The organism is Flavobacterium sp. CFBP9031, from assembly GCF_034044945.1.
Classification (GTDB): Bacteria; Bacteroidota; Bacteroidia; order Flavobacteriales; family Flavobacteriaceae; genus Flavobacterium.
The window spans coordinates 116907-136129 of sequence record NZ_JAXCWF010000010.1 but is presented as its reverse complement, the minus strand read 5'-3'; the positions used below and the strand labels follow the sequence as shown (position 1 = coordinate 136129).

At 33.2% G+C, this 19223-nt stretch carries 17 protein-coding genes; 6 read left to right on the top strand and 11 right to left on the bottom strand.

Going from position 1 to position 19223, the window contains the following annotated elements:
- Window positions 1–14: 14 nt before the first annotated feature.
- From SOM12_RS17250 to SOM12_RS17235, 4 genes are all read right to left on the bottom strand, one after another.
- A complete protein-coding gene (locus tag SOM12_RS17250; protein ID WP_320494534.1) occupies window positions 15–398 on the bottom strand; it encodes an ASCH domain-containing protein in 384 nt (127 codons plus the stop codon).
- Window positions 399–501: 103 nt separating this feature from the next.
- Window positions 502–1992, bottom strand: coding sequence for a PIN domain-containing protein (locus SOM12_RS17245; protein WP_320494533.1), 1491 nt, complete (start codon window positions 1990–1992; stop codon window positions 502–504).
- Window positions 1992–2516: an ATP-binding protein gene (locus SOM12_RS17240; protein ID WP_320494532.1), complete on the bottom strand. Its 525-nt coding sequence runs from the start codon at window positions 2514–2516 to the stop codon at window positions 1992–1994. The genes SOM12_RS17245 and SOM12_RS17240 overlap by 1 nt, the downstream gene beginning before the upstream one ends.
- A 48-nt stretch (window positions 2517–2564) precedes the next feature.
- Window positions 2565–3914, bottom strand: coding sequence for a serine hydrolase domain-containing protein (locus tag SOM12_RS17235; protein WP_320494531.1), 1350 nt, complete (start codon window positions 3912–3914; stop codon window positions 2565–2567).
- 221 nt (window positions 3915–4135) lie between these two features.
- Between SOM12_RS17235 and SOM12_RS17230 the strand changes: the two genes are divergently transcribed.
- From SOM12_RS17230 to SOM12_RS17205, 6 genes are all read left to right on the top strand, one after another.
- Window positions 4136–5350, top strand: a complete 1215-nt coding sequence (locus SOM12_RS17230) for an aminotransferase class V-fold PLP-dependent enzyme (RefSeq protein WP_095929601.1) — start codon at window positions 4136–4138, stop codon at window positions 5348–5350.
- 11 nt (window positions 5351–5361) lie between these two features.
- Entirely contained in the window at window positions 5362–5787 is a 426-nt protein-coding gene (locus SOM12_RS17225; RefSeq protein WP_320494530.1) for a hypothetical protein, read from the top strand.
- 2 nt (window positions 5788–5789) lie between these two features.
- A complete protein-coding gene (locus SOM12_RS17220) occupies window positions 5790–6215 on the top strand; it encodes a SufE family protein (RefSeq protein WP_095929599.1) in 426 nt (141 codons plus the stop codon).
- Between the two features lie 89 nt (window positions 6216–6304).
- Window positions 6305–6628: an SUF system Fe-S cluster assembly protein gene (locus SOM12_RS17215; protein WP_012023258.1), complete on the top strand. Its 324-nt coding sequence runs from the start codon at window positions 6305–6307 to the stop codon at window positions 6626–6628.
- A gap of 82 nt (window positions 6629–6710) precedes the next feature.
- Entirely contained in the window at window positions 6711–7220 is a 510-nt protein-coding gene (locus tag SOM12_RS17210; protein WP_095929598.1) for a DUF2480 family protein, read from the top strand.
- Window positions 7221–7298: 78 nt separating this feature from the next.
- A complete protein-coding gene (locus tag SOM12_RS17205; protein ID WP_320494524.1) occupies window positions 7299–8249 on the top strand; it encodes a DUF3078 domain-containing protein in 951 nt (316 codons plus the stop codon).
- Between the two features lie 157 nt (window positions 8250–8406).
- On the opposite strand, the gene hflX is transcribed toward SOM12_RS17205, so the two are convergent.
- The 7 genes from hflX to SOM12_RS17170 form a co-directional block, all read right to left on the bottom strand.
- Window positions 8407–9642: a GTPase HflX gene (hflX, locus tag SOM12_RS17200; RefSeq protein WP_320494522.1), complete on the bottom strand. Its 1236-nt coding sequence runs from the start codon at window positions 9640–9642 to the stop codon at window positions 8407–8409.
- Between the two features lie 166 nt (window positions 9643–9808).
- Window positions 9809–10666, bottom strand: coding sequence for a hypothetical protein (locus SOM12_RS17195; protein ID WP_095929595.1), 858 nt, complete (start codon window positions 10664–10666; stop codon window positions 9809–9811).
- 136 nt (window positions 10667–10802) lie between these two features.
- Window positions 10803–12140: a DUF5689 domain-containing protein gene (locus SOM12_RS17190; RefSeq protein ID WP_320494519.1), complete on the bottom strand. Its 1338-nt coding sequence runs from the start codon at window positions 12138–12140 to the stop codon at window positions 10803–10805.
- An 11-nt stretch (window positions 12141–12151) separates the two neighbouring features.
- Entirely contained in the window at window positions 12152–14971 is a 2820-nt protein-coding gene (locus tag SOM12_RS17185; RefSeq protein ID WP_320494518.1) for a carboxypeptidase-like regulatory domain-containing protein, read from the bottom strand.
- 215 nt (window positions 14972–15186) lie between these two features.
- A complete protein-coding gene (locus SOM12_RS17180) occupies window positions 15187–16407 on the bottom strand; it encodes an MFS transporter (protein ID WP_095929588.1) in 1221 nt (406 codons plus the stop codon).
- A gap of 515 nt (window positions 16408–16922) precedes the next feature.
- The gene (locus SOM12_RS17175) at window positions 16923–17966 is read right to left on the bottom strand and encodes a Gfo/Idh/MocA family oxidoreductase (RefSeq protein ID WP_320494517.1); all 1044 of its coding nucleotides are present in this window, start codon (window positions 17964–17966) and stop codon (window positions 16923–16925) included.
- Between the two features lie 186 nt (window positions 17967–18152).
- The gene (locus tag SOM12_RS17170; protein WP_320494515.1) at window positions 18153–19223 is read right to left on the bottom strand and encodes an NADH:flavin oxidoreductase/NADH oxidase; all 1071 of its coding nucleotides are present in this window, start codon (window positions 19221–19223) and stop codon (window positions 18153–18155) included.

Here is a 19223-nt window from a genome sequence, read left to right as displayed (position 1 = left end):
CGGTTTTTTGATTTTTATCTTTTTTCATTTGACCAGTATGCAAATGACTGAGGCGGTGTTAAATTATAATCAGCCTTTAAACATTTAGGTTCTTCAAATTTATTTTTATTTTTTATTTGAATAGCAAAACCTTGTTGTCTATTTTCGAAATATTCGTAGAAATAATCTTCAGTTATACCTGAATATTCTTTGGTTTTATCCCAAAGTTCTTTTAAGTCAAGATTAATTATTTTTTCAATTTCAAATTCTCCAATCACTTTTTGTACTGGTGAAGAAGCATAAACTAAAACCGAAGTTACATTTTGGTTTTTGAAAATAGCTTTTCTGAATTCAAACTTTTTAGTCCCGTCAAATATTTTGTTTGCAAACTGGGGTTTTATTGATAGCACTACTTTCATAAGTTAAAATATTTATTGATTTAGGCATCTTAAAAAAGAATAACATCTCTTTTAATAATTGCAAATATCGTGTTTTTAAAAATCTTTTTTTAATCATTTTTCATTAATATGCATATCTTAAAAGTTTATCAAATTGCTCAACAGTTATTTTAGAAAATCCTCTTGGCACATTATCATAACTTGAAATAATTCTATTATTAACCAACCATTCAAGATTGGGCCTTTTTCTAAATGAATATGTGTAAAGAAAATTCACTACAAAAGGTCTATCAGCCTTGTTATAATTCCAATGTTCAGATAATTCTTGATTCGTAAATACACTTCTTTTTCTACATAAAGAAATAAACTCTTTCTCATTCTCAATCTCTAAAATCGAAGATTCAACTATTCCTAATGTTGTTGCAACTCCTTTATATTTTCCACCTGTCATATAAAAAACAATTACATCACCCGATTTTAAATTTTTCAGATAAGATCGAGAAATGTATACTTTACTCAAAGCATTTCTGTGCGGATAATTTTCGATAAAATCTTTTGGTGACTGATTATTTAAAATAGAATCTGGAAATAGCTCAGTATGATATTTTGGATAAATTGGAACTAAAAATATATTTTGTTCTCTTGAAAAAAAAGGAAAAGTTAATTTAGGATTGTCCGTATTAATTAATTCTTTATTAAAAGATCTCACATAAACTTGTTCATCTCCATTTTGAGTTGTTTTAATTCCAAAATAACAAAATCCCCATACTTTTAGAAGTTCAATTAACCTTTCTTGTTCTTCTCTTTTATCAAAAATAGTAACGTAGATTTCATCAACTCTACTTTGTAAAGCATTATCAAAAATTATTTTTAGAAATCTTTCTCCAATTTTATAGCCATTTGCTGTTACCTTAAAAGTTCCAATTTTCAACCTTTTTTTCTTTTCAAAAACTGGATTAATTTCAGCATAATTTTCATTTATTCCCTCTGTTTTTATAAACAGAAAGGCAGTTAAATTATCTTCACTAAAACATACATAACAGATATCGTCAGACTTCTTATTAAACCAATTATCAAATTCAGCATAATCTTCTCTAAAACTATCAAAAAATTCATCTTTAATGTCTACATCAGCAAAATCAACTCTTTTAACAGCTAAAACTTTATAATCAATTAATTCAGGATTTTCAGAAATGACCTTTTCTAAAAAAGTTTGAATTCGAAATACTCTATTTGAAATTCCTAATAAATTTGCTTTAGTATGAATCTTTTTATCTTCAGAAATTAATATATCAACCCTGCCTTCATAAACTTCGTTTAGAATTTGTGTATCATTAATATCATTTTCTTGATTATCTACTCTCTTACTTATTTTTAGAATCTCTTCACCTAAGGGCGCTTGATGTTTAAGTAAATTATAGCTTTCGATTTTAATACTCATAGTATCGAGAGCATTTGGATCTTGATATCTTTTTAATTCTTCAACAGTCAAAGGATGAATGTATTTGGAATATTTGAGATTATCTATCCACTTGAAAAGTTGACCAATTTCTGGTTTGTATATTTTATTTGCTTCTCTATGAATAATAATATTTGTGTCTAGCAAAACTTTCATTACCTAGTGATATTTAATAACTGTTCATAATTATTATCCATAATCTCGATATACGGAACAGAATACTTTTTCGAAAGATATTTTGCATATTCAATTTCCATATTCTGTAATTCATTCAAAACTTTGATGTCATATTTTTTACTATCACGATTTTCCAATCTTTTAATTATTTTTTCTACATCATCTAGAACAATAGAAATCACTCTCGGGTTAACAATATCAAAAGTTTCTTCGTCAATTTTGCAAGGAACATTTAATGAATTCAGCAAACAAAAATGACCATCAAGTAAATATTTTTTATCCTCTTTAATTAAGCTCTTTAATCCAAAAATTAGCTTTTCTTGTGTTGAAGAAATATTTTCAACCAATTTATTATCTGAAGAACTAATTTCGCGCCATTTTAAAACTTCACTTGCCGTTATATGTATCAATTCAGCTTTAGAAGCAATTTCTTTACAAATAGTTCCTTTTCCAACTCCATGAATACCACCAATAAAAAATATGTTATCAAACGATTCCATCATTAATTTTTTTTCAGCAAGTTATAAAAAAGAATGAAATATATTACAAAATTATTTCTTCACACTCGCAATAACTTCTTTCAAAAACCCATTAAAGTCAAAACTTTTATCACCTTCTCTTACTCCCATTCTCACAATTACCATATCCAGAGACGGAATAATTGCTACCATTTGACCTTGATAACCGCTGCAATAAAACATATCCCGAGGAACATCAGGGAATTTTCCTCCAGCGTTTAACCAAAACTGTGCACCATATTTGCCATCAGAAGTATTTGTTGGAGTTACGGTGTATTTTACCCAGCTTTCGTCTAGAATTTGCTCACCATTCCAGTTTCCTTTGCGCAGATATAATAATCCAAATTTTGACCAATCTCTTGGCGTTGCCCATCCGTAAGATGAACCTACGAAAGTTCCTGACATATCTTGTTCAACAATCATCGAGTTCATTCCGATTTTATCAATTACTGCGCTGTACCAAAAATCAAGATATTCTTGTTGTGTTTTGAATTGTCTTCTTAAAATCAGAGATAATAAATTGGTCGTTCCTGACGAATAATTCCAATGTGTATTGGGTTTAAATTGTGCTGGTTTATCCAATTGTACTTTTCCCATATCTTCGGCCTGAAAAAGCATTTTTGTAGCATCACAGATTGTACTGTAATTCTCTTCCCATTCTAAACCAGAATTCATGTGAAGCAAATCATTAAGTGTGATGTTTTTACGCTCATCATTTTTCCATTCTATAACTGGAGCAGGTTTGTAAATATCTATTTTTCCTTGTTTAGCCAAAACTCCAAAAGCCGAACTTGTAATGCTTTTTGTCATTGACCAGCCTAAAATTTTACTGTCTTTATTAAAACCTGTATCGTATTTTTCGGCAATCAATCTATCTTTATACAAAACCACAACAGCACGAGTTCTTTTGATTCTTCCGCCTGTTTTGTCAAAAGCATTATCGACAGCTTTTTTCAATTTCGAATAATCTACATCAGAAAATGCAGTGTCTTTTGGCTCATTATTTCCGTATGGAAAAGGAAGATTGTTTTCTAATTTCGTTCTCTTTGGAAGTAGATATGGTTTTGAAACATCAAAATTATCATTAATCAAAGTTGCTCCAAGGCCTTCACGATAAATTGCTTTTCTTTCTTTCAATCCATAAACAGAAGAAATAGCATATTTTCCTGCATCATCAATGGAGTTTTTCGCCAGATCAATCATATCGATATCATTGTCAGTTTTCTCAATTAGATCCAACGGACGATTATCTATAAAATGTCCAGATGCGACACTTTTGGCCGAGAAGCCTGAAATCAAATCAAGCTTTGGATAAGTTGTAAATCCGAAATATAAAAAAGCAAGAACCACTGCAAGCAAAAGTACTTTGAGAAATTTTTTCATGATGATTTAATTTATTTTTAATGCAATATAAATAATTTATGTTCACGATTTTAAGCATCAAATTAGAAAACTGTTTCAGATAATTCAGAAAATCGAACCGATTTTTAAAAAATCATCATTTAAGCCTTTAATCAATGGCATCATAAAAGGAAATTATAGAATTGCTGTATAAACAAATTTAGTTTTAGTACTTTTGTAAATAGATTTTTTCTAAATAAGACATGCTAGATATTCAAAAAATAAGAGCTGATTTCCCGATACTTTCTCAAACTGTAAACGGAAAGCCATTAGTATATTTCGACAACGGAGCTACTTCGCAAAAACCACAAGTTGTAATTGATGCTGAAGTAAAATATTATAACGAAATCAATGCCAATATTCACCGTGGCGTCCACACTTTGAGCCAGTTAGCAACTGATGCTTACGAGGTTGCTCGCGGAAAAGTAAAAGACCATATCAACGCCAAACACGCACACGAAGTTCTTTTTACTTCGGGAACAACACACGGAATTAATTTGGTTTCAAATGGTTTTGCTTCCATTTTAAAACCTGGTGACGAAGTTGTAGTTTCTTCATTAGAACATCACAGTAATATTGTGCCTTGGCAAATGTTATGCGAAAAAACTGGAGCAATTTTAAAAGTTATCCCAATCAATGACAACGGAGAATTAATTATTGAGGAATTTGACAAATTGCTTTCAGACAAAACAAAAATTGTTACCGTAAATCATATTTCAAATGCATTGGGCGTTATCAATCCAATCAAATATATTATTGACAAAGCACATTCTGTAGGAGCAGCAGTTTTAATTGATGGCGCGCAAGCTGTTCCGCATTTAAAACCAAATGTTCAAGAATTAGATTGTGATTTTTATGCCTTTTCTGGTCATAAAATGTGCGGACCAACGGGAACAGGAATTCTTTACGGAAAAGAAGAATGGCTAAACAAACTTCCTCCTTACCAAGGCGGTGGTGAAATGATCAAAGAAGTTACTTTCGAGAAAACAACTTACGCTGATTTACCTCATAAATTTGAAGCAGGAACGCCAAATATTGCTGGTGGAATTGTTTTAGGAACTGCGATTGATTATTTAAACGAGATTGGTTTTGATAAAATTCATGAATATGAAAATGAATTATTAGAACATGCTACAAAACGTCTTAACGAAATTGAAGGTATCCGAATTTATGGAAACACCAAAAATAAAGCTTCTGTAGTTTCATTTAACATTGATGGAATTCACCCGTATGATGTTGGTTCTATTATAGATAAATTAGGAATTGCCGTTAGAACAGGACATCATTGTGCGCAACCTATCATGAATTTCTTCTGTATTCCAGGAACAATTCGTGCTTCTTTCTCTTTTTACAACACAAAAGAAGAAATTGACGCAATGGTTGATGCTGTAAAAAAAGCACAAACCATGTTAAGCTAAAAAAGAAACATATGAGAATATTATCACTATTGCTTTTAACTCTTTTTATTGCAACTGGATGTTGCAGTCAAAAAAAAACCGATATGAAATCGACACAAATTGAATACTCCGCTCATTCTAGAGGTTATTTTAAAGTGATAACGGTACAAGACAAAACTGTTTCGCTTATTAAGGAACGTAATGCTGAAGCCGTTAGCAGCAATATAGATGATGCAAAATGGAATAAAATTGTTGATGCTTTTTCAAAAGTAAATTTAGAAGGACTTTCTACTTTAAAAGCCCCAACGGATAAACGCACTTATGACGGTGCTGCAATAGGAAATTTAAAAATAGTAAAAGACGGAAAAACGTATGAAACTCCAGGTTTCGATAATGGTTTTCCTCCAAAAGAAATTGAAAAACTAGTTAATTTATTAGTTGATTTTTCTAAAGAATAATTATGACAATAAAAGAAATACAAAACGAAATAATAGACGAATTTTCAATGTTTGATGATTGGATGCAGCGTTATGAATACATCATCGAACTAGGAAAAAGTCTTCCTTTAATAAAAGAAGAATACAAAACCGACGATAATTTAATTAAAGGTTGTCAGTCAAAAGTTTGGTTGCAAGGTGAACAAAACGAAGATAAAATTGTTTTTACAGCAGATAGCGATGCTATTTTGACAAAAGGAATAATCGCAATTTTAATTCGTGCTTTTTCCAATCAAAAACCAAAAGATATCCTAGAAGCCGATACGGATTTTATCGACGAAATTGGACTAAAAGAACATTTATCTGCAACTCGTGCCAACGGTTTGGTTTCGATGATAAAAAACATCAAAATGTACGCTTTGGCTTTTGATGCAAAAAGCAATAATTAAAATTCTTTCTGCCACGAATTTCACAAATTATCACTAATTTTTAAATTCGGGAAATTTGTGAAATTCGTGGCAAAAAAACAAATAACAAAATGGAACAAGAAATAGACACAAACGAATTAGGAGAATCAATTGTAAGAGTTTTAAAAGGCATTTACGATCCTGAGATTCCTGTAGATATTTACGAATTAGGATTAATTTACGATGTAATGGTAAATACAGATTACGAAGTAAAAATCCTTATGACGCTTACTTCTCCAAACTGCCCAGTTGCCGAAAGTTTACCAAGAGAAGTAGAAGAAAAAGTAAAAACAATCGAAAACATTAAAGATGTTGACGTTGAAATTACTTTTGATCCGCCTTGGAGCAAAGATTTAATGAGCGAAGAAGCGAAATTAGAATTAGGAATGCTTTAATATTTGTTTCAGGTTTAAAGTTTCACGTTTCAGGTTACACAACTTGAAACGTGAAACCTCAAACTTGAAACTAACTTTTCATATGGAAGAAATTATCAATAAAGTTGCCAATAGTGCTTTAGAAGTTTTTGATTTGGAGGATTATTATCCAAAAGGAATGCGTGTGCAGATTGACATTTCGCAATGGCTTTTGGAGGGATTTTTATTGAAAGAAAAAGACTTTAGAGAACACCTTAAAAACCACGATTGGTCACAATATCAAGATCAATATGTGGCGGTACACTGCAGTACAGATGCTATAATTCCGGCTTGGGCATTAATTTTGGTAAGTGTTCATTTAGCACCTTTCGCAAAAAAAGTCGTTAACGGAACAATTGAAGATCTTGACGCCAGTCTTTACGAAGAAATTCTAACTAAAATTGATTACTCTGCATACAAAGGCAAACCTGTAATTGTAAAAGGTTGCTCGAGAAAACCCGTTCCTATGAGGGCTTACATTTTGGCAACAACTTATCTTCAGCCATTTGCCAGAAGCATTATGTACGGCGAAGCATGCTCTGCAGTGCCTTTATACAAAGAATCTAAGAAATAACCTGCAATAACAGGATAACATCTCTTAACTTTCCATTGGTTTTTAGTATATTTGATAATACACTCTAAACTAAAAACCATGAGAAAGATTCTATCATTGCTCTTCGTTTTAGCAAATCTTACTTTTGTTCAAGCCCAAAACACCGAAAAAGAACTAGCACAAAACACCGAAAAAGCCGTAAAAAAAATCAATGATACAATTGAAAAAGAAGGCTGGAAAGCAAAAGGAACCGTATCTCTTTTATTAAATCAGTCCAGCTTCAATAACTGGATTGCGGGAGGTGAAGACAGCTTTTCGGGAACACTCGGAATCAATTACGACTTCAATTACAAAAAAGAAGATGTAACCTGGGACAACAAAATACTAGCGTCATACGGTCTATTACAAACTAAAAATACTGATTTCGGAAAAAAAACGGATGACCGTTTAGAATTTAACTCCATTCTTGGTAAAAGAGCCTTTGGTGAATGGTATTACTCTTATTTCTTAAACTTCAGAACTCAATTTACGACAGGTTATATTTATGGGCAGGATGCCAACGGTAAAGAGATCAGAACTGAACAGACGAAATTTATGTCGCCAGGATATCTTACCACTGGACCTGGTATTTATTGGTCTAAAGATGAAAATCTTAAAATTAACTTTGCACCACTGACTTCAAAATTCACTTTTGTAGACAACGCTTATACAAGCGGCATAGATAGGTTTACTGGCCTGCCTTATGTAGATGGAGATTATTTTGGTGTTGATGAAGGCAAAACCATGCGCTATGAACTGGGTTTTTATGCATCAGTTTATTACAAATTAGCCATTATGACGAATGTAACGGCAGAAAACACACTTAATTTATATTCTAATTATCTAGAAGATCCTCAAAATGTAGATATCAATTATTCTTTGAATATCATTATGAAAATTAACAAATTCTTATCTGCAAATTTTGCTTTTCAAGCAATATATGATGACAATGCCTTCAGAGGGCTTCAAACCAGACAAGTATTTGGTTTAGGCGTTAATTTTGGATTTTAATCTGAAAATTGAAACTGCTAATATTTTATCTTAAAAAACGCCAAGGTTTTCATAAGCTACGTTTTTATAAAAATGCAAAGTTCGCAAAGCTAAATCTACATATAGCTTTGCGAACTTTATACTTTCTGAAGATAATTTAAATAATCTTTGCGGTTAATTATTCCTCTTCTTCATCCTTTTCAACTGCATCCTTATAATCTGGATATAAGAAATTGTTATAAGGAAAACGTGTTATATGAATCTGGCGAACAGCTTCATAAACTGTTTCTCTGAATTCTTCGAAATTCTCTTTATTTCTTGCAGAAATAAATAAAGCTTTATTCTGACCAACATTACTCATCCAAGTTTGTTTCCACTCGTCAAGTGTCCAGTATTTTCTGGTTCTTTCCGTAATCAAATCATCTTCTTCGATAGTTAAATGTTTGTAAGCATCGATTTTATTAAAAACCATAATGGTTGGTTTATCGTTGCTTTTGATCTCTTGTAAAGTCTTATTTACAGACTCGATATGATCCTCAAAATCTGGATGAGAAATATCTACCACATGAAGCAACAAATCGGCTTCACGAACCTCATCTAGGGTACTTTTAAAAGAATCAACCAATTGTGTTGGTAATTTTCTAATAAATCCAACTGTATCAGAAAGCAAAAAAGGAAGGTTTTTAATAACCACTTTTCTAACTGTTGTGTCTAAAGTTGCAAATAATTTATTCTCAACAAAAACATCACTTTTACCAATTGCATTCATTAAAGTCGATTTTCCAACATTGGTATATCCAACCAAAGCTACACGAACCATTGCTCCACGATTGCTTCGCTGAATACTCATTTGCTTGTCAATCGTTTTGATTTTATCTTTCAGCAACGAAATTCTATCACGTACAATACGTCTGTCTGTTTCAATCTCCGTTTCTCCAGGTCCACGCATACCGATACCCCCTTTTTGACGCTCAAGGTGTGTCCATAAACCAGAAAGTCTTGGCAACAAATATTGGCATTGCGCCAATTCTACCTGCGTTCTTGCGTATGAAGTTTCGGCTCTCTGTGCAAAAATATCTAGAATCAAGTTCGTTCTGTCTAAGATTTTGCAGTCAATTATTCTTGAGATATTTTTTTGCTGAGATGGCGTTAATTCATCATCAAAAATTACAGTAGATATTTTGTTCTCTTTTACAAAAAGATTGATGTCGTCAATTTTTCCTGTTCCAACAAAAGTTTTCGGATTAGGGCGTTCCATTTTCTGCGAAAAACGTTTAATAACTTCACCTCCAGCGGTAAAAGTTAAAAACTCCAATTCGTCTAAATATTCATTTAGTTTTTCTTCACTTTGATTCTGAGTAACAATACCAACGATAACTGTTCTCTCAAAATTTATAACTTCTTTTTCTAACATAGTCTTGAATAAGGTGCAAATTTAATCATTTGTCAGCTACAATCAATTATACAATTTTGTTTTTACGTTTATATTAAGACATTATAATTCAAAAAAAAATGGAACCCGTCAAGATAAACTCAACTAAAGCTCCACTTTTCAAATGAATGGTCTAAGTTTAAAACCTTTATTCGTAAATAAACGTTTTTTCCGTTTTCACAATTCCGTTTTCTTCTATTTGAGAACAAGAAATTGGGTAATTTAATTTGTTGTATTTGTATTTTCTGCTCACCGCAACTAAAGCTGTAGATGATGGGCTGAAATTCATTTCGTTATTATAAGAAATAGATTCAAACTCAAATTCCTCTTCATGATAAGAAACCATCGGAACAATTACTTTGTAATTATCTCCAAAAAGACTCTGAACGATTAACTGGTCAACCGACTTTTTATCATCGTAAGTGTATGATTTAGAAATTTTATCTCCTACCAATCCTTTATGTCTTGACACATTATCGTTTACATAAACATATTCTAATTTTCCAATAATAGCCTTATTTCTATCTCGTGAAGTACGTCTTACAATAATTCCGTTTTCAACAAGATATTCAATATCGTCTACTAAATTCTGATGGTTGGTACTCTTTTTTGTAGTTACTTTTACCCTTGCTCCTTCATATACAAAAGAAACTACTTTTGTAATATAATTAGGCCCTTCCTGATATTTTTTCACAAATTTGGTAATGTTGTTATCAGCGTTGTAAGTATAGTTGATTACTTCTTTCCAATCGCTTCCAACTTTGTCTTTTACAGTCATATCCAGCAAGCCGTTTTTGTTGTAATAGAAATGCTGTACAACATCTGAAGTGGTTATGGTTTGAAGTTTACCTTCTTTAAAAACTATCGTTTTATTAACAATTTCGCCGTCTTTAGAGTTTTGGTAATTTGTTCTTACAATGTTAATCTGCTTTAGTTTAACGTCGTCTTGACTGTGCATCAAGAAAGGAAACACCATCATTAAGATGGCAATAAAGTAGGTTTTCATGTGGTATTTGTATTGATTTGGGATGACCAAAGTACAAAATTCAATTAGATTTTAACGTTTTGAAATACAAAAACTACAAACTTTTCAATAATACTTTAAAAATCAGTACATTATTTTCATTATTCTAAATTAGTTTTTACTTCTCTCCAAATATCTTTACGTCATCTACCATAAAAGCGCCATTTAATGTTTTGTCTTTTCCAGAACCAATATATTTAAATGCAATATGTATGTTTCCAGAATAAGCAGAAAGATCGATTCCGCCAGAACTTATAAATTCTCGAGCAGGCGTTGAAAGCGTTGGCACTTTTGCTTCCAATTTTGTCCATTTTGCTTTGGTCACACTTGCACCGTCAAAATTGGTTGAAACATAAACTTCTAAAGTATTTAGAGGCGAATCTACTTTCAAATCATGCTGTGCACTTCTAAACGAGAGAACAGCATTTTTATAACCCGTAAGATTTATTTTTGGTGAAACTAACCAAGCTATATTCTCAGCTGCAGTTGTACTTGTGGTATTAAATTCTGCATAACCATTTCCAGAATAGACCATGCTTTTCCACAATTTTGCTGCTTTTTCAACAATATTACTCCAACCTGGAAGTGCAAAATTCACATTGTTTTTAACCGATTGAAAATCTTCAGAAAAAAATGGAGTACTTCTTTTCCCATTCATTACAATATCACTTTCATATCGGACCATAAACTGATAATCAGAACCAAATTTTGTTAGAATACCTCTCACTTTTCCACTTCCCTCTGGCACAAAATGATCTGCAAATTTTGCATAAGCGCTTGTTCTAAAAATAATCTGATTTCCTGTTTTATCCCTCAAATACCAATTCGTTGAACCTCCTACATTATTGGATTCTTCAAAATAATGGCGTCCTAATGCCGCTTCTGTAAATTCAACATCATTTAATTCAATCAAAGTATTTAGTTTAGAATCTGAAAACGCTTCTTCCACAGAAAGTGATTTCACCAATTGATTTTCGTCTATAGTTGTACAGGAAGCATTCAACACATTTCTATATTCGTTTTGAGAAATCCTTCCAATTGTCGGGTCTCCAGCATTGCTCACATACAAACTTCCAATTCTTAAACCACCATAATACAAATCTGTAAATTGATTTTTAAGTTTTACAAACACTTTATTTCCCACTCGATAATCAATGTAAGTATTGGTGGCATCAACTGGAACACTAAAACCAATAGCAGGCGCATTTTCAGTTTCTTTTGTCTGTAATGAAATCGTTTTGAAAAAATTACCGCCTTCATCACTCGATACAACATAAGCTTCTATGATATCATCATATAAATATTGTTTAGCAGTCGTTCCCGAAAGCTCGTATACTTTTGCTACCGTTTTGTTTACAGTAAAATTGGGTTGATTACATTTTAATTCTGGTGTTTCAACCTCGTTACTGCAACCATACAGCAACGATATAACAAAAAATAAAATTAGTTTTTTCATAAGGAATAGGTTTATAAACCGATTGTAAGATTTAGAAAATAAGTTCGGCCATAGCCATAATAATATCTTGGTCCAAAAGATGGCGTTCCACTAGATGCGTCCTGATTTAGTGCTCTAAAATTGGCATTTCTTGCCTGTTCAAAACCACCAGTTTTATACATTAAATCGAAAACATTATTTATACTGGCAAAAAGTCCAACGTATTTTTTATGAATACGCCAAGATTTGCCTCCGCTAAAATTTAGTAATGTAGCAGGATTAAACTTTTCTTGTTTTAATAATTCATTTCCTCTTTCGGAAGTTGCTTCAGGAAAAGGAAAACCATTGGCTGGATTGATATAAAATTGAGAAGTACGAGAAATTGGTGAAACATCAATATAGCTTTCTGCCAAATAATTGATGTTGCCTCCAATCCACCAGAACTTTGGATCACGATATTCTAATCCAAAAGAATAGGCCTGTTGTGGAGTTCCTGGCTGTTTGTAGTTCTTTAAATAAGCGCGTCCAAAATCAAAAGACGTTTGCGCTCCTTCTTTCGCTCTATTGGCATCGTTTACAATGATTACGTTCGGATTGCTATTGTAGATGTAATTCCCGAATGCTGCAGATAAAGTTGTTTTTACTGTTGGCCAAATCTGATATTCAAAACTTAATTCTGCTCCAGTATTTTTCTTATCCAAATTGGTCAAAGTCTGACTTACAAATGCATTGGTTGAATCATAACCCGAACCGTTGTCAAAAATTCCTTCTGCATAGAAATAAGAAGTTTTTGAAGTATTTTTAATCAAAGAATAATATGCTGTTAAACGTAATTTGAGTTTTGCAGAACGGTATACATAATTAGCCTCGGCACTACTGATATTTTCACTTTCGATTCCGTCAACGACATTATTATTTAAGCGTGAATTTGAAAACGTATTTCGAAGCGAAGGCGCTCTGGTAAAATGTGCAGCATTAAAAAACAACAATTGTTTTCCTGAAATTTTATAGGTGAAACCTCCTTTGAAGCCGAAATTCTCAAAATTTACTTTCTCACTTTTTCCTAGCGAATTTGTTGGATACAATCCGTTTTGATATAACCCTTCTCTTTGGTAATCTGACATGGAATAGGATTGCGCCAAAAAGAATTCTGTTTTATTATAGCTAAATTTAAACTGCGCAAAAACATCTAAAGTATTCGCCAGTAAATTATAATTGTATCCGTAAATATCTCCTTTTGCGACTTGGCGATTTGGATGCTGCAAATCGGATTGCGAAAGGCTTCCTTTATAAAACGGATCAATATCATCAAAATAAGCGCCACCAAGAAGATCTAATAAATATTGAAAATTATGCGATTTTAATTTCTTAAAAGTAAATCCGCCATCAAAAGAAATATTGGGAGTTATCTGTGTATTCAGATTTGAATTTACTGCCAAAGTCTGATCATCTGTTCGGTCTTCATAAAGCACATAATGACTTTGAGCAGGCAAATAACCATTTTGCCCTATTTTTTGATTGGCAAAATACATCTCATCCCAATTTATCTGTGACTGGTCCAGAAATGCCACTTTGTTTTTTTCTGCATTTTCATAGTCTGGAATAAACGCACCCGAAAATTCGCCTTGATCTTTCGCGTAAAGCGAACTAAAATAGCTTGGCATTTTTTTGTAATAAACAGGATCGGGACTATCAGCATTTTGATAATCGATATTGCTATTTCCAACTTTTCCAAATTGATACATAATGGCAGAATTCAGGTTGGTTTTATCATCAATTTTAAAATAATGATTCAGCATAAAGAGCGGCTCTTCTACATTTTTTATTCTTGCATTTCTCTTTTTACCATTCTGAAATCCCCAGTACGAATTGTATTTTTCGCCGATTAAATCAGTTACCTCAGCCGTGTTAGCAGAATTTTTTCCGCGAGAATTTGGCGTGTAAAATCCTGTAAAATTGAAAGAATGCCTATGGTTTAGCTTCTTTTCGACACTAAGAAAAAAAGAGTTGGCATCGAAATTGGTTCCTTCAAAATACCCTTCATCTGCCCAGCGTTTTCCAGCCGAAACTACAAAAGCCCAACCAGAAGCATTCATTCCCGAAGCATATGTTCCTATTGCCCGCCATAAATAAGTGGTATTGCTTCCCGAAAATGTTAGTGATGTTCCTTTTCTATACAAAGAAGCACGAGTAAAAATCTGTTGTGTTCCTAAAACGCCTCCAAAAGTATAATTGGAAGCTGCTGTTCCTACTGAGAATTCCTGATTTCGGAGCACATTATTTAAACCGCCCCAATTTCCCCATTGTGGTCTGCCATCGTAAATTTTATTCATTGGCATTCCGTTAAGCATCGTGATGGCGTTTTCGCTATCTAAACCGCGAACACGAAATCTAGCCTGTCCCCAATTGAATGCCGATGCCTGCATAAAAGCATCTCTTGAAGATTGTAAAAGTCCAGATGTCATTTCTGAGGAACTATTATCATCTGAAAAATCATTATCTGAGAGCGTAATCAATGCAGCCGGAACCTCGTCTGAATAAGTGTCTTCTAATTGTAAAATTCCAAGATCAATATCTTGCCCAGAATTAGACTTTACTTTTAAAAGAAAATCTTTGTATCCTTGACTTCTTAGTAAAAGCAGCTGTTCTTTTTTGGGAAATATATGAAGTTCAAATTTCCCTGTTTTTGACGTAAGCTGCATCACGGCTGTGTTCTGTATCGTTACCACTACACTTTCCAACGGATTCTGTGTTCGGGCATCAATAACAATTCCTGTTACCGTAATTTCTTTCTGCGAAAAAGCAAAATTAAAGAACCAAAAAATAAAGAAGACTGCGTATTTTTTTACCATTAAAACCTATTATTAACTTTGAAAATATTCTAGGATTACAATCCTTAATTCAAAAGATAAAATTGGTTTTTGGAAAAAAAAAATTTCAAACTTCAGCGCTTGAAGTTTGAAATTCAAAAATAAACAAAATATTTAATTGTAATTAAATTCTTTCAAATTTATTTTAATATAATGAAAGAATAGTTAAAAGAAGTCAATTTTACAAAGGGAGTTCATTACGCTTCAGTTCTAATTTTAGAAACCATAAAAGCGATTAGAACACCAAAAATTCCGATAAAGGCAAAAGAAAACTGCAGTCCGAAACTTTGTGCAATGTGTCCAATAACTGGTGGCCCCATTAAGAAACCTAAGAAACTTACACTCGAAACAATAGTTAAAGCCTCTCCAGCTGGAACTGTTGGGTTTTTACCTGCAATACTATATACTGTAGGAACGATCGTTGCAACGCCCAAACCTACAAACATAAAGGCAATGGTACACGGAATGATATAAGGAAGAAAAACAGCTGTAAAAAGTCCAGCTGAAATCATAACTCCACTGATCTGCATAACGCGTTCACGTCCAAATTTATTGATTAATCCGTCGCCAAGAAATCTTCCGCTAGCCATCATAATCATAAAAGAAGTGTAGCCTAAAACCACCAATGGTCCAGGTGCTTTTACAATATCTTTAAAGTAAACGCCGCTCCAGTCGAACATAACGCCTTCGCTGGCCATACTGCAGAATCCGATAACACCTAACCAAAGTAAAGCGGTATCTGGTTTTACAAATAGCTTTTTGCCTTCTTCTTTTGGTTTCTTTTTTTCTTTGGCTCTAACCAAAAATTTAAAGTTAAATGCCACCATTAATAAAACAATCCCGGCTACAATAATAAAATGATGCAGCGGACTTAAATTTAAAGCCAGCATTCCCAAACCTACCAATGCACCTGTAAATCCCGCAAAACTCCACATTCCGTGAAAAGAGGACATGATTGTTTTTTTAAACAAAACTTCAGTATAAACCCCTTGCGTGTTTACGGCAATATTGGCAAGATTTCCGAACACGCCAAACAAAAATAATCCTAATGACAATTGTAATGATGTTGTCGCCAAACCTAAATTGATTAAGCACAAAACATACATTATTAAAGAGAAAATTAGAATACGATGGCTGCCGAATTTGGTTACCATTTTTCCTGAAAAAGGCATAACAATTAGCTGTCCAACCGGAAGTGCAAAAAGAATAGAACCTAAATCTCCTTCTGTTAAATGCAAAGCTGTTTTGATATCTGGAATTCTACTAGCCCATGTGGCAAAACTCAAACCCATTCCGAAATAAAACATTCCAACAGCAAAACGAATCCGATTTAAATAGGAAGCTTTGGCTTCTCTAAATACTTTCTTGATTTTGGCTTTAGTCTGAAAAAGCGATAATGGATTAATGTTTAACAGCATATTGAATTTTATTGGAATAGGATCAAAAATACTAAAAACGCTCGTTAAAGTGCATAAAGTCTAAGGTTATACACAATATACAACGTTATTGTTTATAAATTCAAAGGTTTTGAGTTGAATTCTTATTACTAAAATTACAATTTTTCGGCTTTAGTAGAATTATAATTGGTTTGATTTTTTTAAGAAAATAAAAAAGGGATAATCTCAAAAATTAAGACATCCCCTTTTATTTATATTTCTCTGTTCCGTAGGAACATTTCGTTGGTAAAAAAATCGTTGCCAATATTTTACGTTCCGTAGGAACGTTTGAGACATTAGATTATTAAAAAATAATGCGCAAAATCAAACGTTCCTACGGAACGTAAATGCACCTGAATATTATTTTTTTCTACTACCGACGAGACATTCCTACGGAATGTTTTTAGGATATGCCTATTACTTTTTGCTGGGCATTACTCGCAATTGCAGCTTCTATAACCTGCATTACTACCAATGAGACATTCCTACGGAATGTGTTATAATATGCCTATTACCTTTTGCTGGGCATTACTCGCAATTGCGGCTTCTATAACCTGCATTACTTTTACACCTTCGTCTGCGGTAACAGGTTCTGTTTTATTGTTTGCAATAGAATCATAAACGCCATCGAAGAAACTGAAATAATTGCCTTGAAGCGTTGGTATTTTTTCTCGCATAATTTTACCGTCTATTTCGGTGTGTAAAAGTCCCTGTAAACTTTCATCTTCTGTTCCCCAAGAATCTAGGTTCGGTTTTTTACCAATTTTCAATTCGTCTTCCTGAACATCTCCGCGAGGTTTTAAGAAAGAGCCTTTTTTTCCGTGAATGGTATATGCCGGATTGGCTTCTCTCACAAAAAATCCTGCTTTTAAACGGACTCTGAAATTAGAATAAAACAAAGTCAGATCGATCCAATCGTCTACAACAGAATTTTCTCTCGTTACCCGAATATCTCCAAATACAGCTTTTGGACAGCCAAATAAACTTACCGCCTGATCTATAATATGTGGCCCTAAATCTTTTAGAACTCCTGCTCCATCATTGGCAGTTTCTTTATGCGCTTTTGGGCTCAATAACGGATTGTATCGGTCAAAATGAAATTCGGCTTCCACTAAATCTCCCAAAAGACCATCATCGATTACTTTTTTAACAGTTTTAAAATCGCTATCCCATCTTCTGTTCTGGAAAACAGCCAATTTCAATCCTTTTTCTTTCGCGATTTTTGCCAATTCTTTTGCTTCTTCAGCCGTTGTGGTAAATGCTTTTTCTACAACAGCATGTTTTCCTGCCAAAAGCACTTTTTTAGCATATTCGTAATGCGTTCCAACTGGCGTATTCACAATTACCAAATCGACATCATCCTTTAATAATTCGTCCAGCGAAGCATAGCTTTTTACGTATGGATAATCTTCTTGAATTAATTTTTTGCTTCTTTCCCAAGAACCTAAAAGTTCAAATCCTTCGTGAATATCTAAAAACGGAGCGTGGAAAACTTTCCCCGACATTCCGTATGATAATAGTGCTGTCTTTATCTTTTGCATGTTGTTATGTTTTTTTTGCCACAGATTATATGGATTAAAAAGGATTTTCTGTCTGCCACGAATTACACAAATTTTCACTAATTTTTTTAAGTTTCTGAACGCAACGATTTGTGAAAATTTGTGCAATTCGTGGCGAAAAAAAAAAAATTAAAAAAAATCATTTTAATCTGTGGCTAATAAAAATATTTAAAGTTTAGCTCTTTCGTATTGTTTTGGCCATTGAATATCGTCGTTTAGTTCTTTAGCAAAATCCAACGGAAGGTTTGGTTTTCTTAAAGATTCTCTGGCGAACAGAATTAAATCGGCTTGGCTTTTATTTAAAATTTCTTCGGCTTGTTTGGCTTCAGTAATTAAACCCACTGCGCCTGTAGAAATTCCCGCCTCTTGTTTCACTTTTTCTGCAAATGGAACTTGATAACCTGGTCCTAATGTGATTTTCTGATGCGAAACCAATCCGCCTGACGAAACATCAATTAAATCTACTCCTTTTTCTTTTAATATTTTGGAAAGCTGTACAGATTCTTCTGGGTTCCAACCATTTTCTGCCCAGTCGGTTGCTGAAATCCTAACCAATAAAGGTAAATCTGAAGGCCATTCTGACTGTACTGCTTCTACAACTTCTAAAGTGAAGCGAATTCTGTTTTCGAAACTTCCTCCATATTCATCTGTCCTTACGTTTGTTAAAGGCGATAAAAATTGGTGCAATAAATATCCGTGAGCCGCATGGATTTCTACAACTTGATATCCTGCTTCGACTACTCTTTTGGTTGCCGTTTTAAAATCGGAGATCACTTTCTGGATTCCGTTTTTATCTAACGTTTCTGGAAGAAAGGGTTCGTTGTCATGATACGGAATCGCACTTGGTGCAACGGTTTGCCATCCGCCTTGAGCGAAATCTAATTTTTTATTTCCCAACCATGGAGCCGAAACACTTGCTTTTCTTCCTGCATGCGCTAACTGAATTCCTGGAATCGAATTTTGAGAAACAATAAAAGCATTGATTTGTTTTAGTTTTTCGATGTGTTCGTCTTTCCAGATTCCTAAATCGGCTGGAGAAATTCTCGCTTCTGGAGAAACCGCCGTCGCTTCTTGAATAATTAGTCCGGCGCCTCCACTGGCACGGCTTCCTAGATGAACCAGATGCCAATCGTTTGCAAATCCGTCAACTGCAGAATACTGGCACATGGGCGAGATTGCAATTCTATTTTTTAAAGTGATATTTTTTATAGTAAGCGGAGAAAATAATTTCGTTGCCAT

Bases quoted from the DNA above. Each gene is read 5' to 3' on its own strand.
- SOM12_RS17250 (WP_320494534.1), bottom strand. From the start codon at position 398: ATGAAAGTAGTGCTATCAATAAAACCCCAGTTTGCAAACAAAATATTT.
- hflX (WP_320494522.1), bottom strand. From the start codon at position 9,642: ATGTTAGAAAAAGAAGTTATAAATTTTGAGAGAACAGTTATCGTTGGT.
- SOM12_RS17225 (WP_320494530.1), top strand. From the start codon at position 5,362: ATGAGAATATTATCACTATTGCTTTTAACTCTTTTTATTGCAACTGGA.
- SOM12_RS17210 (WP_095929598.1), top strand. From the start codon at position 6,711: ATGGAAGAAATTATCAATAAAGTTGCCAATAGTGCTTTAGAAGTTTTT.
- SOM12_RS17215 (WP_012023258.1), top strand. From the start codon at position 6,305: ATGGAACAAGAAATAGACACAAACGAATTAGGAGAATCAATTGTAAGA.
- SOM12_RS17235 (WP_320494531.1), bottom strand. From the start codon at position 3,914: ATGAAAAAATTTCTCAAAGTACTTTTGCTTGCAGTGGTTCTTGCTTTT.
- SOM12_RS17205 (WP_320494524.1), top strand. From the start codon at position 7,299: ATGAGAAAGATTCTATCATTGCTCTTCGTTTTAGCAAATCTTACTTTT.
- SOM12_RS17185 (WP_320494518.1), bottom strand. From the start codon at position 14,971: ATGGTAAAAAAATACGCAGTCTTCTTTATTTTTTGGTTCTTTAATTTT.
- SOM12_RS17245 (WP_320494533.1), bottom strand. From the start codon at position 1,992: ATGAAAGTTTTGCTAGACACAAATATTATTATTCATAGAGAAGCAAAT.
- SOM12_RS17190 (WP_320494519.1), bottom strand. From the start codon at position 12,140: ATGAAAAAACTAATTTTATTTTTTGTTATATCGTTGCTGTATGGTTGC.
- SOM12_RS17175 (WP_320494517.1), bottom strand. From the start codon at position 17,966: ATGCAAAAGATAAAGACAGCACTATTATCATACGGAATGTCGGGGAAA.
- SOM12_RS17220 (WP_095929599.1), top strand. From the start codon at position 5,790: ATGACAATAAAAGAAATACAAAACGAAATAATAGACGAATTTTCAATG.
- SOM12_RS17170 (WP_320494515.1), bottom strand. From the start codon at position 19,223: ATGGCAACGAAATTATTTTCTCCGCTTACTATAAAAAATATCACTTTA.
- SOM12_RS17180 (WP_095929588.1), bottom strand. From the start codon at position 16,407: ATGCTGTTAAACATTAATCCATTATCGCTTTTTCAGACTAAAGCCAAA.
- SOM12_RS17195 (WP_095929595.1), bottom strand. From the start codon at position 10,666: ATGAAAACCTACTTTATTGCCATCTTAATGATGGTGTTTCCTTTCTTG.
- SOM12_RS17240 (WP_320494532.1), bottom strand. From the start codon at position 2,516: ATGATGGAATCGTTTGATAACATATTTTTTATTGGTGGTATTCATGGA.
- SOM12_RS17230 (WP_095929601.1), top strand. From the start codon at position 4,136: ATGCTAGATATTCAAAAAATAAGAGCTGATTTCCCGATACTTTCTCAA.